This is a genomic window from Dokdonella sp. (assembly GCF_019634775.1).
GTDB lineage: Bacteria > Pseudomonadota > Gammaproteobacteria > Xanthomonadales > Rhodanobacteraceae > Dokdonella.
Genome location: NZ_JAHCAS010000001.1, coordinates 1,743,466 through 1,759,243, shown reverse-complemented (window position 1 = coordinate 1,759,243; position 15,778 = coordinate 1,743,466). Strand labels below are relative to the sequence as shown.

Below are 15,778 nucleotides of genomic sequence, written 5' to 3'. Positions count from 1 at the left end.
TCCTCAGGCCTTGACCGCGGGACGGATGATGACGTTGCCGCCCGGAGCGCCCGGCACCGACCCCTTGACGGCGATCAGGTGGCGCTCGCTGTCGATGCGCACGACCTCGAGGTTCATCGAGGAACGACGCACGGCACCCATGTGGCCAGCCATCTTCTTGCCCGGGAACACTCGACCCGGAGTCTGGCGCTGGCCGATGGAGCCCGGCGCGCGATGCGAAAGCGAATTGCCGTGCGTGGCGTCGCCCATCGTGAAGTTGTGGCGCTTGATCGTGCCCTGGAAGCCCTTGCCCTTGCTCACGCCCGCGACGTCGACGGCCTGACCGACCGAGAACACCTCGTCGGCCTTGATCTCGCCACCGACAACGTACTTGGCCACATCGGCCGCCTCGAGGCGGAACTCCCACAAGCCACGACCCGCTTCGACCTTGGCCTTGGCGTAGTGGCCAGCCAGCGGCTTGTTGATCAGCGCCGCGCGCTTCGCGCCGGCCGTGACCTGGACGGCGTTATAGCCGTCGGTTTCCGTCGTCTTCACCTGAGTGACCCGGTTCGGCGTCGCCTCAATCAGCGTCACCGGCACCGAACGGCCGTCGTCAGTGAAGACCCGGCTCATGCCGCACTTGCGGCCTACCAATCCGATACTCATCGTCGTTTCCTGTCGCGGGCCGCTGGTCAGTAGAGCTTGATCTGGACGTCGACACCGGCGGCCAGGTCGAGCTTCATGAGGGCATCCACGGTCTTGTCGTTGGGATCCACGATGTCCAGCACGCGCTTGTGCACACGCGTCTCGTACTGGTCACGGGCATCCTTGTCGGCGTGCGGCGACACCAGGATGGTGTAGCGCTCGATCTTCGTAGGAAGCGGAATCGGTCCGCGCACCTGCGCACCCGTGCGCTTCGCGGTCTCGACGATCTCGCTCGCCGAGCGATCGATCAGGCGATGGTCGAACGCCTTGAGCCTGATGCGGATCTTCTGGTCAGCCATTGCGGTGATTCCTGGATGAAAAGAGCGACGGGATCGGACTCCGTGGTCGACCCCCGAAAAACGTTTGAACCAAAAAACCAGGCGAGCCAGTCACCCGGCTCGCCTAGACGGAAGAGTGTAATACGCGCCGAACGAGACCGTCAACAGCATTGACGATGACGAGTCGGCACGCGCTTCCTTGTCCCGCGAACACGAAGCACCTCCTGTGCCTCCTTTCGCTGTGAGCCGGGCATTGTACACACCCGGCGGAAAAATGTGAACAGGCGTCGGAATCATGCGGCAGCGAAGCGTACTTCGCTGCCGCCATTGCCGATCCCGTTCCGTATTACTGGATGATCTTCGCCACCACGCCCGCGCCGACCGTGCGGCCACCCTCGCGGATCGCGAAGCGCAGACCCTCGTCCATCGCGATTGGCGCGATCAGCGTCACCACCATCTTGATGTTGTCGCCGGGCATCACCATCTCCACGCCTTCCGGCAGCTCCACCGCACCCGTCACGTCCGTCGTGCGGAAGTAGAACTGCGGGCGGTAGCCCTTGAAGAACGGCGTGTGACGGCCGCCCTCCTCCTTCGACAACACGTACACCTCCGCCTCGAACTTCGTGTGCGGCGTGATCGTACCCGGCTTGGCCAGCACCTGGCCACGCTCCACTTCGTCACGCTTGGTGCCGCGCAGCAGCAGGCCCGCGTTGTCGCCCGCCTGGCCCTGATCCAGCAGCTTGCGGAACATCTCCACGCCCGTGACCGTCGTCTTCTGCGTCGGACGGATGCCGACGATTTCGATTTCGTCACCGACCTTGATCACGCCGCGCTCGATGCGCCCCGTCACCACCGTGCCGCGTCCCGAAATCGAGAACACGTCCTCCACCGGCATCAGGAACGACTTGTCCACGTCGCGCTGCGGCTCAGGAATCCAGCTGTCCAGCGCTTCCACCAACTTCAGGATCGCCGGCACGCCAATCTCCGACTGGTCGCCTTCCAGCGCCTTCAGCGCCGAGCCCTTCACGATCGGCGTGTCGTCGCCAGGGAAGTTGTACTTCGACAACAACTCGCGGACTTCCATCTCCACCAGCTCCAGCAGCTCCGCGTCGTCCACCATGTCCGCCTTGTTCAGGAAGACCACGATGTACGGCACGCCGACCTGGCGAGCCAGCAGGATGTGCTCGCGCGTCTGCGGCATCGGACCGTCCGCAGCCGAACACACCAGAATCGCACCGTCCATCTGCGCCGCGCCCGTGATCATGTTCTTCACGTAGTCCGCGTGACCCGGACAGTCAACGTGCGCGTAGTGACGCGTCGGCGACTCGTATTCCACGTGCGCCGTCGAGATCGTGATCCCGCGCGCCTTCTCTTCCGGCGCCGCGTCGATCTGGTCGTACGCCTTGAACTCGCCGCCAAAACGCTCCGCCCCGACCTTCGTCAGCGCCGCCGTCAGCGTCGTCTTGCCGTGGTCAACGTGACCGATCGTGCCCACGTTCACATGGGGCTTGGTGCGCTCGAATTTACCCTTGGCCATCTTGAACTCCAGGATTGAGGGGATTGGGGGTTCGATATCGGGGTGTCGGGGGGCCGCCGTGAGTGAATCCCCCATCCCGAATCTCAGGATTTCTTGATTACTGCGTCGGCGATGTTGGTCGGCGCTTCGGCGTAGTGGTCGAATTCCATGGTGAAGGTCGCACGACCCTGCGACATCGACCGCAAGCTTGTCGCATAGCCGAACATCTCACCGAGTGGAACCTGGGCGTTGATGGTCTTGCCGGACGGCGTGTCGTCAGTGCCTTGCAGGATGCCACGGCGACGACTGAGGTCGCCCATGACGTCGCCCATGTAGTCCTCGGGCGTGACGACCTCGACCTTCATCATCGGCTCGAGCAGGACCGGGCTGGCCTTGTTGAACCCATCCTTGAAGGCCATCGAACCGGCGATCTTGAACGCCATCTCGTTCGAGTCGACCTCGTGGTACGAACCGTCGACGAGCTTCACCTTGATGTCGACGACAGGGAATCCCGCCATCGGGCCGTTCGTCATCGCCTCACGGATGCCCTTGTCGACGGCGGGAACATATTCCTTGGGAACCGAACCGCCGACCGTCATGTTCTCGAACACGTAACCAGCACCACGCTCCTGTGGCTCCATCTCGATGACGACATGGCCGTATTGGCCCTTGCCGCCCGACTGGCGCACGAACTTGCCTTCCTGGCGCACCGGCCTGCGGATCGCCTCGCGGTACGCGACTTGCGGCTTGCCGACATTGGCCTCGACGTTGAATTCGCGCCGCATGCGATCGACGATGATGTCGAGGTGCAGTTCGCCCATGCCGGCGATGATCGTCTGCCCCGACTCCTCGTCGGTGCGCACGCGGAAGGACGGGTCTTCCTGGGCCAGGCGCGACAGGGCAATGCCCATCTTCTCCTGATCGGACTTCGTCTTCGGCTCGACCGCCATGGCGATGACGGGCTCCGGGAAGGTCATGCGCTCGAGCGTGATGACCTTGTCCTGCGCGCACAGCGTATCGCCCGTGGTGACATCCTTCAGGCCGACCGCAGCTGCGATGTCGCCGGCGCGGACTTCCTTGATCTCGTCGCGCTGGTTCGCATGCATCTGCAGGAGTCGACCGACGCGCTCCTTCTTCGCCTTGACCGGGTTGTAGACCGTATCGCCGGAGTTCAGCACGCCCGAATAGACGCGGAAGAAGGTCAGCGACCCGACAAACGGGTCGGTCATGATCTTGAACGCGAGCGCCGAGAAGGGCTCCGCATCACCGGCCTTGCGGCTCGCCTCGTGCTCGTCCTCGTCGATGCCCTTTACCGGCGGACGGTCGACCGGAGACGGCAGCAACTGGATGACCGCATCGAGCATCGCTTGCACGCCCTTGTTCTTGAAGGCCGTGCCGCAGAACACCGGAATGATCGAGGTCGCCACCGTACCGGCACGGATGCCGCCGAGGACCTCTTCCTCGGTCAGGGCGCCTTCCTCGAGATACTTGTCCATCAGCGCCTCGGACGTCTCGGCAGCCGACTCGACGAGGAAGGCCTGCGCCTTCTCGCAGGTTTCCCGGAGGTTGGCCGGAATGTCGCGGTACTCGAACTTAAGCCCCTGGGACTCGGCATCCCAGTAGATCGCCTTCATCTTAATGAGGTCGACGACGCCCTCGAAACCTTCTTCGGCGCCGATGGGAACCTGCATCGGTACCGGATTCGCGCCGAGTCGCGCCTTCAGCTGGGCGACGACCTTGTTGAAGTCTGCGCCGGTGCGATCCATCTTGTTGACGAAGGCCAGGCGCGGCACACCGTACTTGTTGGCTTGGCGCCAGACTGTCTCCGACTGCGGCTGCACCCCACCGACCGCGCAAAGCACGAAGACGGCGCCGTCAAGCACGCGCAGCGAACGCTCGACTTCGATCGTGAAGTCGACGTGTCCTGGCGTGTCGATGATGTTGAAGCGGTGCTGCTCGAGGCTCCCATCCATGCCGGCCCAGAAGCATGTCGTCGCAGCCGACGTGATCGTGATGCCGCGCTCCTGCTCCTGCTCCATCCAGTCCATCGTGGCGGCACCCTCGTGGACCTCACCGAGCTTGTGGTTCACGCCGGTGTAGAACAGGATGCGCTCGGTCGTCGTCGTCTTGCCGGCATCGATGTGGGCCATGATGCCGAAATTGCGATAGCGGTCGATGGGGGTGGTGCGCGCCATATCGGGTTTGCCTTTGCGTTCGTCCCTGAACGCGAAGATCAAAAAGCGGTCGTCCTGGCCGCACTCTTCGGGTTCGCCTTTGCGCTCGTCCCTGAACGCGAAGATCAAAAAGCGGTCGTCCTGGCCGCACTCTTCGGCTTCGCCTTTGCGCTCGTCCCTGAACGCGAAGATCAAAAAGCGGTCGTCCTGACCGCACTCTTCGGCTTACCAGCGGTAGTGCGAGAACGCCTTGTTGGCTTCCGCCATGCGGTGCGTTTCTTCGCGCTTCTTGACCGCGCCGCCACGGCTCTCTGCCGCGTCGAGCAGCTCGGCCGCAAGCTTGCGCGGCATCGTGTTCTCACCCCGCTTGCGCGCGGCGTCGATGAGCCAGCGCATGGCCAGGGCGATGCGACGGGTCGAGCGAACCTCGACCGGAACCTGATACGTGGCACCACCAACGCGACGGGACTTCACCTCGACCGCCGGGGCCACGTTGTTGAGCGCCTTCTCGACGAGGGCGACCGGCTCGGCATGCTTCTGGCCGATCTGCTCAAGCGCGCCGTAGACGATCTTCTCGGCGACGGACTTCTTGCCGCTCTGCATCACCATGTTGATGAAACGGGCGATGACGTCGCTGCCGTGCTTGGGATCGGGCAGCAGTTCGCGGGTAGGGGTATTGCCTTTGCGGGACATGGGTTCTTCTCAATAGTGCGGCACCGGGGCCGCTTGATACTCAAACGCCGAAGCGCCTGTCGATGTAGTGCGGGCCAGATCAGCCCTTCGGGCGCTTGGCCCCATACTTGGAACGGCTCTGGCGGCGCTTGGTCACGCCGGCGGCATCGAGGCTGCCACGCACCGTGTGGTAGCGCACGCCCGGCAAGTCCTTGACGCGACCGCCGCGAATCAGCACAACCGAGTGCTCCTGCAGGTTGTGGCCTTCGCCACCGATATAGCTGATGACCTCGAAGCCGTTGGTCAACCGAACCTTGGCCACCTTGCGCAGGGCCGAGTTCGGCTTCTTCGGCGTGGTCGTGTAGACACGCGTACAAACGCCGCGACGCTGAGGACAATCCTGCAGTGCCGGCGAGGCGCTCTTGTAGGACTTCGGGTTGCGCGGCTTGCGCACCAGCTGGTTGATCGTTGCCATGTGTATAGGGCCCTGAGAAACAAAAGACAGGCCGAGTAAACCCGGCCTGCCCAGAAGCGGAATTTTAACGAGCGCGCGGCGAAGCCGTCAACACGACGGCGTCGCCAGCGTTCGCGCCTGTCGCCCGAACACGAGGCGCTCCATGCGCCCCGTTTCGATGTGCGGTCGAATCAAGCAGGCAACCGATGCGACCGGGTCGACGATCAGTGCGCGTCGCCATCCTCTGCAACGGCCTCGGCCACCGAACTCGAGGTGCCCAGCGCCTCGCGCTCCGACTCGGTCAGCTCGCCGTGGAAACTGCGACGCTTCGAGTGGTAAGCGAGACCGGTACCGGCAGGAATCAAGCGGCCGACTATAACGTTTTCCTTCAGGCCCCGCAAGGTATCACGGGTACCACGGACCGCCGCCTCAGTCAGCACGCGCGTCGTCTCCTGGAACGAGGCCGCCGAGATGAACGACTCCGTGGCCAGCGATGCCTTGGTAATGCCGAGCAGGACAGGATCGAACTGCGCCGGGCGGCCGTCGCGAGCGTTGGCACGCGCATTTTCCTCGATGACGCGCAGGCGATCAGCCTGCTCGCCACGCAAGTAACGCGTGTCACCGGCATCGGTGATCTCCACCTTGCGCAACATCTGGCGGATGATCGCCTCGATGTGCTTGTCGTTGATCTTCACGCCTTGCAGGCGGTAGACGTCCTGGATTTCCTTGGTCAGGTACGAGGCGAGCTGCTCGACACCGAGCAGGCGCAGGATGTCGTGCGGGTTGGGCTCGCCATCGACGATGGTCTCGCCCTTCTCGACATGCTCGCCTTCAAACACGATGACGTGGCGCCACTTCGGAATCAGCTCCTCGTGCTCGTTGCCATCGGCATCACGAATGATCAGGCGCTGCTTGCCCTTGGTGTCCTTGCCGAAGCTGATCACGCCCGAACGCTCGGCGAGGATCGCCGGCTCCTTCGGCTTGCGTGCTTCGAACAGGTCGGCCACACGTGGCAGACCGCCGGTGATGTCGCGGGTCTTCGAGGTTTCCTGCGGAATGCGCGCGACGACATCGCCGACGCCGACCTCGACACCGTTCTGCAGCGAGACGATCGCGCCGGCCGGCAGGAAGTACTGGGCCGGGATGTCAGTACCCGGCAGGCGCAGTTCGCCACCTTTCTTGTCGACGATGCGCACCATCGGGCGCAGGTCCTTGGCCGAACCGCCGCGGCGCTTCGGATCGGTCACCACCGAACTGGCCAGGCCGGTCAGCTCGTCGACCTGCTCTTGCACGGTGATGCCGTCCTGGAAGTCGACGAAACGAATCACGCCGGCGACTTCGGAGACGATCGGATGGGTATGCGGGTCCCACTTGGCGATCGTCTGGCCAGCCTTGACCGCGGCGCCGTCCTTGACATCGATGACTGCGCCATACGGAACCTTGTAACGTTCGCGCTCGCGGCCGTGCGCATCCATGATCGAAAGCTCACCCGAGCGCGACACGGCGACCAGGTTGCCGTTGGCATGTTGCACGGTTTTGAGGTTGTTGAACTTCAGGGTGCCGGTCGTCTTGACCTGCACGTTGTCGACGGCGGCGGCACGCGAAGCCGCGCCACCGATGTGGAACGTGCGCATGGTCAGCTGCGTGCCGGGCTCGCCGATCGACTGCGCGGCAATGACGCCGACCGCCTCGCCGATGTTGACGATGTGGCCCCGTGCAAGGTCACGGCCGTAGCAACGTGCGCACACACCGAATGTCGCGTCGCAGGTGATCGGCGAACGCACCAGCACGGACTGCACGCCAGCGACCTCGAGCTTTTCGACGATCTTCTCGTCGAGCAGGGTGTTGCGCTCAACGATCGGATCCTCGTCGTTGCCGGGGGCGAACACGTCCTCGGCGGCGACTCGGCCGAGCACGCGGTCGCGCAGTGGTTCGACGACATCACCACCCTCGACGATCGCGGTCATGGTCAGGCCATTCGCCGTATCGCAGTCGACCGAGGTGACCACAACGTCCTGGGCGACGTCGACCAGGCGACGCGTCAGGTAGCCGGAGTTCGCGGTCTTCAGCGCCGTGTCGGCCAGACCCTTGCGCGCGCCGTGGGTCGAGTTGAAGTACTGCAGGACGTCGAGGCCCTCGCGGAAGTTCGCCTTGATCGGCGTCTCGATGATCGAACCGTCCGGGCGCGCCATCAGGCCGCGCATGCCGGCGAGCTGACGGATCTGCGCCGCCGAACCACGCGCGCCGGAATCGGCCATGATGTAGAGCGAGTTCATCGACTTCTGTTCGACGTCCTCTCCCTTGGCGTTCTTGACCTTGTCGACACCGATGCCCTTCATCATCGCCTGGGCAACCTGCTCGTTCGTACGCGACCAGATGTCGACGACCTTGTTGTAGCGCTCGCCGGCAGTCACCAGACCAGACTGGAATTGCTCCTGGATCTCGACGACCTCCTTCTCAGCGTGCTCGAGGATCTCGCGTTTGGTACCAGGAATCTTCATGTCGTCGATGCCGATCGAGATGCCGGCACGCGTCGCGTAGTGGAAGCCCATGTACATGAGCTTGTCGGCAAACACGACGGTTTCCTTGAGACCAAGCTGGCGATAGCAACCGTTGATCAGACGCGAAATGTTCTTCTTGGTCAGTTCGGTGTTGATCAGCGCGAAGGGGAGACCTTCCGGAAGCACTTCGGAAAGCAGGGCTCGGCCGATCGTCGTCTCCTGGATCGACATGTGCCGATTGCGTTCGCCGGTGGTCTCGTCAACGGCGACCTCGCTGATACGCACCTTGACGCGAGCGTGCAGGTCGACCTTGCGGTTGTCGTAAGCGCGATGCACTTCATCGACATTGGCGAACACCATGCCCTCGCCGAGACGGTTTTCGAGACTGCGGGTCATGTAGTACAGACCGAGCACGACGTCCTGGGTCGGTACGATGATCGGGTCCCCGTTGGCTGGCGACAGGATGTTGTTCGACGACATCATGAGTGCACGCGCCTCAAGCTGGGCTTCCAGCGAAAGCGGCACGTGCACGGCCATTTGGTCACCGTCGAAGTCGGCGTTGAACGCCGTGCAGACCAGTGGATGCAGCTGGATCGCCTTGCCCTCGATCAGCACCGGCTCGAAGGCCTGGATACCGAGGCGATGCAGGGTCGGCGCACGGTTCAGCAGGACCGGATGTTCGCGGATGACCTCTTCGAGGATGTCCCAGACGTCGCCTTCTTCACGCTCGACGAGCTTCTTGGCGGCCTTGATCGTCGTGGCCAGACCACGACGCTGCAGCTTCGAGAAGATGAACGGCTTGAACAGTTCGAGCGCCATCTTCTTCGGCAGGCCGCACTGGTGCAGCTTGAGAGTCGGGCCGACCACGATGACCGAGCGGCCCGAGTAGTCGACACGCTTGCCGAGCAGGTTCTGCCGGAAGCGGCCCTGCTTGCCCTTGATCATGTCGGCCAGCGACTTCAGCGGTCGCTTGTTGGTGCCGGTGATGGCACGACCGCGACGACCGTTGTCCATCAATGCATCGACCGCTTCCTGCAGCATGCGCTTCTCGTTGCGCACGATGATGTCGGGCGCATTGAGTTCAAGCAGGCGCTTCAGACGGTTGTTGCGATTGATGACGCGACGATACAGATCGTTGAGGTCGGACGTGGCAAAACGACCGCCGTCGAGCGGGACCAACGGACGCAGGTCCGGCGGGAGCACCGGCAGCACGGTCAGCACCATCCACTCCGGGCGGTTGCCGGATTCGATGAAGCTCTCGACCAGCTTGATGCGCTTGGACAAGCGCTTGAGCTTGGTCTCCGAGTTTGTCGAGGCGATTTCCTCACGCAGGCGCACGATCTCGGCGTTGAGGTCGATCGTCTTGAGCAGCTCATAGACAGCCTCGGCGCCCATGCGCGCATCGAACTCGTCGCCATGTTCCTCGACCGCCTGCAGATACTGCTCCTCGTTGAGCAACTGGCCGCGCTCGAGTGAAGTCAGGCCCGGATCGATGACCACGTATGCCTCGAAGTAGAGGATGCGCTCGATGTCGCGCAGGGTCATGTCGAGCATCAGGCCAATGCGCGAAGGCAGCGACTTCAGGAACCAGATGTGTGCGGTCGGGCTGGCCAGCTCGATGTGGCCCATGCGCTCGCGACGGACCTTTGCCAGAGTGACCTCGGTGCCACACTTTTCGCAGACCACGCCGCGGTGCTTCATGCGCTTGTACTTGCCGCACAGGCACTCGTAGTCCTTGATCGGACCGAAGATCGCAGCGCAGAACAGACCGTCGCGCTCGGGCTTGAACGTGCGGTAGTTGATCGTCTCCGGCTTCTTCACCTCGCCAAACGACCATGAGCGAATGAGGTCCGGCGACGCGAGTGCGATCTTGATCGCGTCGAAGTCCAGCGTCTGACGCTGCTGGTTGAACAGGTTAAGCAGGTCTTTCATGGGGTTCTCCTGTGCTCAGCAGCCGATCACTTGGTCTTGGTTTCTTCAAGCTCGATATTGATCGCGAGCGAGCGGATTTCCTTGACCAGCACGTTGAACGACTCGGGCATGCCGGCGGCCATCTCGTGATCGCCGTCGACGATGTTCTTGTACATCTGGTTGCGGCCGGACACGTCGTCGGACTTGACCGTGAGCATTTCCTGCAGCGTGTACGCGGCACCGTACGCCTCGAGCGCCCAGACCTCCATTTCGCCGAAACGCTGGCCACCGAACTGCGCCTTGCCACCAAGCGGCTGCTGGGTGACCAGCGAGTACGGACCCGTCGAACGCGCGTGCATCTTGTCGTCGACGAGATGGTTGAGCTTGAGCATGTGCATGTAGCCGACAGTGACCGGGCGATCGAAGGCTTCGCCAGTGCGGCCGTCAAACAGCTGCGTCTGCCCCGACTCAGGCAAGTCGGCGAGCTTCAGCATGGCCTTGATCTCGGACTCGAACGCGCCGTCGAACACCGGCGTCGCCATCGGCACGCCATTGCGGAGGTTGCGCGCGAGCGCAAGCAGTTCGTCATCGTTGAGCGACTTCAGGTCGACCCGCGCCTTGAACGCGTCCTTGTCATGGTTGTAGATCGCGTCGAGGAACTTGCGCACCTCGCCAACCTTCTCGTTGGCATCCAGCATGCGACCGATCTTTTCGCCGAGGCCCTTGGCGGCCCAGCCGAGGTGGGTCTCGAGGATCTGCCCGATGTTCATGCGTGAGGGCACGCCGAGCGGATTCAGCACGATGTCGACTGGGCGGCCATCAGCCGCATAGGGCATATCCTCGACCGGCACGATCATCGAAACCACACCCTTGTTGCCGTGGCGACCCGCCATCTTGTCGCCGGGTTGGATGCGGCGCTTCACGGCGAGGTAGACCTTGACCATCTTGAGCATGCCGGGGGCGAGATCGTCGCCCGCGGTGATCTTGGCCTGCTTCTCCCTGAAGCGGCGATCGAACTCCTCGCGATGGCCCTTGACCTGTTCCTGCGCACGCTCGAGGAAATCGGCCGCATCCTCGTCCTTCATGCGGATCGAGAACCACTCGTCCTTCTTCAGGCCATCGAGGTACGCGTCGGTGATTTCGACGCCCTTCTTGAGGCCGCCAGGACCGCCGTTGGCGACCTTGCCGACGATCGCCGTGCGCAGGCGCGCGTAGATCGCACCCTCGAGGATGCGGAACTGGTCATCGAAGTCCTTTTTGATGCGCTTGATCTCCATCTCCTCGATCTGGCGCGCACGCTTGTCCTTCTCGATGCCATCACGGGTGAACACGGAGACATCGATCACCGTGCCATCCATGCCCGGCGGCACGCGCAGCGAGCTGTCCTTCACGTCCGAGGCCTTCTCGCCAAAGATCGCACGCAGCAGCTTCTCCTCGGGCGTGAGCTGGCTCTCGCCCTTCGGCGTGACCTTGCCGACGAGGATGTCGCCGGCCTTGACCTCGGCTCCGATATAGACGATGCCAGATTCGTCGAGACGCGCGAGCGCCTGCTCACCGACGTTGGGAATGTCGGCAGTGATCTCCTCGGGACCGAGCTTGGTGTCGCGGCACTGGCAGGTCAGTTCCTCGATGTGGATCGTCGTGTAGCGGTCCTCCTGGACCACACGCTCCGAGATCAGGATCGAGTCCTCGAAGTTGTAGCCGTTCCACGGCATGAACGCGACGAGCATGTTCTGGCCTAGCGCGAGTTCGCCAAGGTCGGTGGACGGACCGTCGGCGAGCACGTCGCCCTTCTCGACCCTGTCGCCGACCTTCACCAGCGGACGCTGGTTGAGGTTGGTGTTCTGATTCGAGCGGGTGTACTTGGTCAGCGGATAGATGTCGACGCCCGCGTCGTTCTCGCCGATCTCGCTTTCGTGCACGCGCACGACGATGCGCGCGGCGTCGACCTGGTCGATCTCGCCGCCGCGGCGCGCAGCAACGATCACGCCCGAGTCGCGCGCCACGGCGCGCTCGATGCCGGTACCAACGACCGGGGTCTGCGCGCGCAGCGTCGGCACGGCCTGGCGCTGCATGTTCGCGCCCATGAGTGCGCGGTTGGCGTCATCGTGTTCGAGGAACGGCACCAGCGCGGCAGCAACCGACACGGTCTGCATCGGCGACACGTCCATGTACTCGATGTCGCTGGACGGGCGCAGTTCCGACTCGCCATGCGAACGGCAGGAGACGAAGTCCTCGACGAAACTGCCGTCCTTCTTGAGCGGCGAGTTCGCCTGGGCGATCACATGGTCGCCTTCGTCGATCGCCGACAGGTACTCGACCTCGTTGGTGATCTTGCCGTTGACGACCTTGCGGTACGGCGTCTCGAGGAAGCCATACTCGTTGGTGCGCGCATACACGGCCAGCGAATTGATCAGGCCGATGTTCGGACCTTCCGGCGTCTCGATCGTGCAGACACGGCCGTAATGGGTCGGATGCACGTCGCGCACCTCGAAACCGGCACGTTCACGGGTAAGGCCGCCCGGGCCGAGCGCCGAGACGCGGCGCTTGTGAGTGACTTCCGACAGCGGATTGTTCTGGTCCATGAACTGCGAGAGCTGCGAGGAGCCAAAGAACTCCTTGATCGCCGCCGCCACTGGCTTGGCGTTGATCAGCTCCTGCGGGGTCAGGCCTTCCGATTCAGCCAGCGACAGGCGCTCCTTGACCGCGCGCTCGACACGCACGAGGCCAATGCGGAACACGTTCTCGGCCATCTCGCCGACCGAACGCACGCGGCGGTTGCCGAGGTGATCGATGTCGTCGACCGTGCCACGGCCGTTGCGGATCTCGATCAGCACCTTGAGCACGTCGAGGATGTCCGAACCGTCGCCCAGTTCCTTGACCAGCGACTTCGACGCTTCGTCGTTGCGGTCGCGGAAGTAGCGCCCGTCATAGAGCACACCGGGACCGCGGTCGTCCTTGCGGCCGACGCGGCGGTTGAACTTCATGCGACCAACGCGATCGAGATCGTAGCGCTCGGACGAGAAGAACAGGTTCTGGAACAAATTCTGCGCGGCGTCCTTGGTCGGCGGTTCGCCCGGGCGCATCATGCGATAGATCTCGACCAGCGCCTCGAGCGGCGTACGGCTCGGATCGATACGCAGGGTCTTGGAGATGTAGTCACCGCGATCGAGGTCGTTGACCCACAGGGTCGCGATCCTCTCGACGCCGGCCTTGCGGAACGCCTCAAGGTGCGAGTCGGCCAGTTCGGTGTTGGCCGCGGCGAGCAGTTCGCCGGTCTTGGTGTCGACGATGTCGGTGGCGAGGATTCGGCCGACCAGGTATTCGTCGGGCACTTCCAGCGACTTGATCTTGGCCGCTTCGAGCCGGCGCACATGGCGTGCGGTGATGCGCTTGCCGGTCTCGACGATGACCTCGTCGCCGACCTTGAGGTCGAAGTTCAGCGTCTCGCCGCGCAGGCGTTCGGCAACGAGCTCGAGCTCGGCGCCGTCCTTCTTGCCGAGATGGAAGACGTTGTGCTCGAAGAAGATGTCGAGCATCTGCTCATTGGTGTAGCCGAGCGCGCGCAGAAGGATCGTCACCGGCAGCTTGCGGCGACGGTCGATGCGCGTGAACAGGGCGTCCTTCGGGTCGAACTCGAAGTCGAGCCACGAGCCACGATACGGGATCACGCGCGCGCTGTAGAGCAGCTTGCCCGACGAATGCGTCTTGCCACGGTCGTGGTCGAAGAACACGCCCGGCGAACGATGCAGCTGCGAAACGATGACGCGCTCGGTGCCGTTGACGATGAAGGTGCCGGTATCGGTCATGAGCGGCAGTTCGCCCATGTAGACTTCCTGCTCCTTGACGTACTTGATTGCCTTGTTCGATGACTCGCGGTCGTAGATCACGAGGCGCACGGTCACGCGCAACGGTGCACCGTAGCTCATGCCGCGCGACCGGCATTCGCGCTCGTCGAACGGCGGCTCGCCGAGGCGATAGCTGACATACTCGAGTGCGGCATTGCCCGAATAGCTCGAAATCGGGAACACCGAATTGAGCGCGGCGTGCAGCCCCTTGTCTTCACGCTTGTTCGGATCGCCGTCGAGTTGCAGGAACTCGCGGTAGGAATCGACCTGGATCGCAAGCAGGAACGGCACATCGAGTACCGGTGGCCGCTTGCCGAAATCCTTGCGGATGCGCTTCTTTTCAGTGAACGAGTAGGTCATCGTGGGGTACCGCCTCGGAGCTTGGCCAGCGCGGGGGACGCCAGCCGGGGTTTGAAATGCCGGGATTCGGGATTGGGGATTCGGAATTCGTCAGGAACCGGCGGCTTTGCCTGCTCTTGCGAATCCCGTATCGCCAATCACCAATCCCGTTGCTGCAACGGACAAAGCCCGGGGGTTTGCACCCCCAGGCTTCTTGGCGTCATTCCGGCGATGGACGGAGCCCGGCGTACTGCATCGATGCAGGCGCTGGACCCCGGATCGCCGCCCGTCCGTGGGCTGTCCGGGATGACTTCATCCTGAAGTCACTTGACCTCGACAGTGGCGCCGGCGGCTTCGAGATCCTTCTTGAAGTTCGCAGCCTCGTCCTTCGACACGCCTTCCTTGAGGACACCACCCGCTTCGGTGAGGTCCTTGGCTTCCTTGAGACCGAGGCCGGTGATCGCACGGACCGCCTTGATCACGTCGACCTTCTTGTCACCCGCGCTCTTCAGCACGATGGTGAACTCGGTCTGCTCCTCGGCCGGAGCGGCGGCAGCGGCCGGACCGGCCGCCACGGCAACCGGGGCGGCGGCGGACACGCCGAACTTTTCCTCGATGGCCTTGACCAACTCCATCACTTCCATGAGCGACTTCGCGGCGATCGCGTCGACAATCTGATCGTTCGACAGAGACATTGATGTTTACCTTCTGAATGTTTGACTGGATGGGATTCTGTGGATCGTCGCCGGGTCGGGCGTCACGCCGTTTCGGCAGCAGCGGGGACATCGCCACCGCCCTGCTTGTCGGCGACCGCCTTGACCGCGCGTGCGAACATCGCGGCGGGTTCGGCGAGCACACGGGCCAGCATGGCCAGCGCCTGATCGCGGGTCGGCAGCGCGGCAAGCACGTCGACATGGCTGGCCGGGTACTGCTGGCCGCCGACGGCGACGACCTTCGGCTTCAGCTTGTCGTTCGACTTGGCGAACTCCTTGATGAGGCGGCCGGCTGCGCCGGGCTCCTCGGTCGAGAACGCATACAGCAGCGGACCGACGAGCGAGTCTTGCACGCACTCGAACTCGGTGCCGGCGACGGCACGCGAGGCGAGCGTGTTCTTGACGACACGCAGGTAGACGCCGGTTTCGCGTGCCTTCCTGCGCATCGCGGTCAACTGCTCGACCGTGGTGCCTGCATACTCGGCTGCGATCAGGGAGTGGGCCGTGCCCGCGACGCCGGACAATTCGGCGACGACTTCTTTCTTCTGGGACAGATTGAGAGCCATTGGCACTCCTTCGTTAGAGCGGGGGCCCGTGATTCGCGGCGGGTGACCAGCGGAGAGCTCGAACTCAAGCGCTTCCGCGAACCACCTTTCCGAACCTCGAATCCCTGCCTCTCGATTCCGCT

10 protein-coding genes are annotated in these 15,778 nt (G+C 63.4%); all 10 read right to left on the bottom strand.

The features are described from left to right. Positions 1–3: 3 nt before the first annotated feature. The 10 genes from rplC to rplJ all read right to left on the bottom strand — a co-directional run bounded on the left by rplC (position 4) and on the right by rplJ (position 15,656). Complete coding sequence (gene rplC, locus KF907_RS07475) at positions 4–645, bottom strand: 50S ribosomal protein L3 (RefSeq protein WP_291219425.1); 642 nt, start codon at positions 643–645, stop codon at positions 4–6. A gap of 26 nt (positions 646–671) precedes the next feature. Beyond that, the gene (gene rpsJ, locus KF907_RS07470) at positions 672–983 is read right to left on the bottom strand and encodes a 30S ribosomal protein S10 (protein WP_291219424.1); all 312 of its coding nucleotides are present in this window, start codon (positions 981–983) and stop codon (positions 672–674) included. Between the two features lie 325 nt (positions 984–1,308). Beyond that, complete coding sequence (gene tuf, locus KF907_RS07465) at positions 1,309–2,499, bottom strand: elongation factor Tu (RefSeq protein WP_291219407.1); 1,191 nt, start codon at positions 2,497–2,499, stop codon at positions 1,309–1,311. Positions 2,500–2,582: 83 nt separating this feature from the next. Continuing rightward, a complete protein-coding gene (gene fusA / locus KF907_RS07460; RefSeq protein ID WP_291219422.1) occupies positions 2,583–4,673 on the bottom strand; it encodes an elongation factor G in 2,091 nt (696 codons plus the stop codon). A 204-nt stretch (positions 4,674–4,877) separates the two neighbouring features. Then, the gene (gene rpsG / locus KF907_RS07455; protein WP_291219420.1) at positions 4,878–5,345 is read right to left on the bottom strand and encodes a 30S ribosomal protein S7; all 468 of its coding nucleotides are present in this window, start codon (positions 5,343–5,345) and stop codon (positions 4,878–4,880) included. A 79-nt stretch (positions 5,346–5,424) separates the two neighbouring features. After that, positions 5,425–5,799 (bottom strand): 30S ribosomal protein S12, encoded by a 375-nt coding sequence (rpsL, locus tag KF907_RS07450; protein ID WP_291219419.1) that lies wholly within the window; start codon positions 5,797–5,799, stop codon positions 5,425–5,427. Between the two features lie 203 nt (positions 5,800–6,002). Beyond that, a complete protein-coding gene (rpoC, locus tag KF907_RS07445; protein WP_291219418.1) occupies positions 6,003–10,211 on the bottom strand; it encodes a DNA-directed RNA polymerase subunit beta' in 4,209 nt (1,402 codons plus the stop codon). 26 nt (positions 10,212–10,237) lie between these two features. Then, a complete protein-coding gene (gene rpoB, locus KF907_RS07440; protein ID WP_291219417.1) occupies positions 10,238–14,398 on the bottom strand; it encodes a DNA-directed RNA polymerase subunit beta in 4,161 nt (1,386 codons plus the stop codon). Positions 14,399–14,700: 302 nt separating this feature from the next. After that, complete coding sequence (gene rplL, locus KF907_RS07435; RefSeq protein ID WP_291219416.1) at positions 14,701–15,072, bottom strand: 50S ribosomal protein L7/L12; 372 nt, start codon at positions 15,070–15,072, stop codon at positions 14,701–14,703. Between the two features lie 62 nt (positions 15,073–15,134). Next, positions 15,135–15,656: a 50S ribosomal protein L10 gene (rplJ, locus tag KF907_RS07430; RefSeq protein WP_291219415.1), complete on the bottom strand. Its 522-nt coding sequence runs from the start codon at positions 15,654–15,656 to the stop codon at positions 15,135–15,137. Positions 15,657–15,778 lie beyond the last annotated feature (122 nt).

Excerpts from the sequence above, each read along its gene's own strand:
- rplC (WP_291219425.1), bottom strand. The coding sequence starts at position 645 with ATGAGTATCGGATTGGTAGGCCGCAAGTGCGGCATGAGCCGGGTCTTC.
- rpsJ (WP_291219424.1), bottom strand. The coding sequence starts at position 983 with ATGGCTGACCAGAAGATCCGCATCAGGCTCAAGGCGTTCGACCATCGC.
- tuf (WP_291219407.1), bottom strand. The coding sequence starts at position 2,499 with ATGGCCAAGGGTAAATTCGAGCGCACCAAGCCCCATGTGAACGTGGGC.
- fusA (WP_291219422.1), bottom strand. The coding sequence starts at position 4,673 with ATGGCGCGCACCACCCCCATCGACCGCTATCGCAATTTCGGCATCATG.
- rpsG (WP_291219420.1), bottom strand. The coding sequence starts at position 5,345 with ATGTCCCGCAAAGGCAATACCCCTACCCGCGAACTGCTGCCCGATCCC.
- rpsL (WP_291219419.1), bottom strand. The coding sequence starts at position 5,799 with ATGGCAACGATCAACCAGCTGGTGCGCAAGCCGCGCAACCCGAAGTCC.
- rpoC (WP_291219418.1), bottom strand. The coding sequence starts at position 10,211 with ATGAAAGACCTGCTTAACCTGTTCAACCAGCAGCGTCAGACGCTGGAC.
- rpoB (WP_291219417.1), bottom strand. The coding sequence starts at position 14,398 with ATGACCTACTCGTTCACTGAAAAGAAGCGCATCCGCAAGGATTTCGGC.
- rplL (WP_291219416.1), bottom strand. The coding sequence starts at position 15,072 with ATGTCTCTGTCGAACGATCAGATTGTCGACGCGATCGCCGCGAAGTCG.
- rplJ (WP_291219415.1), bottom strand. The coding sequence starts at position 15,656 with ATGGCTCTCAATCTGTCCCAGAAGAAAGAAGTCGTCGCCGAATTGTCC.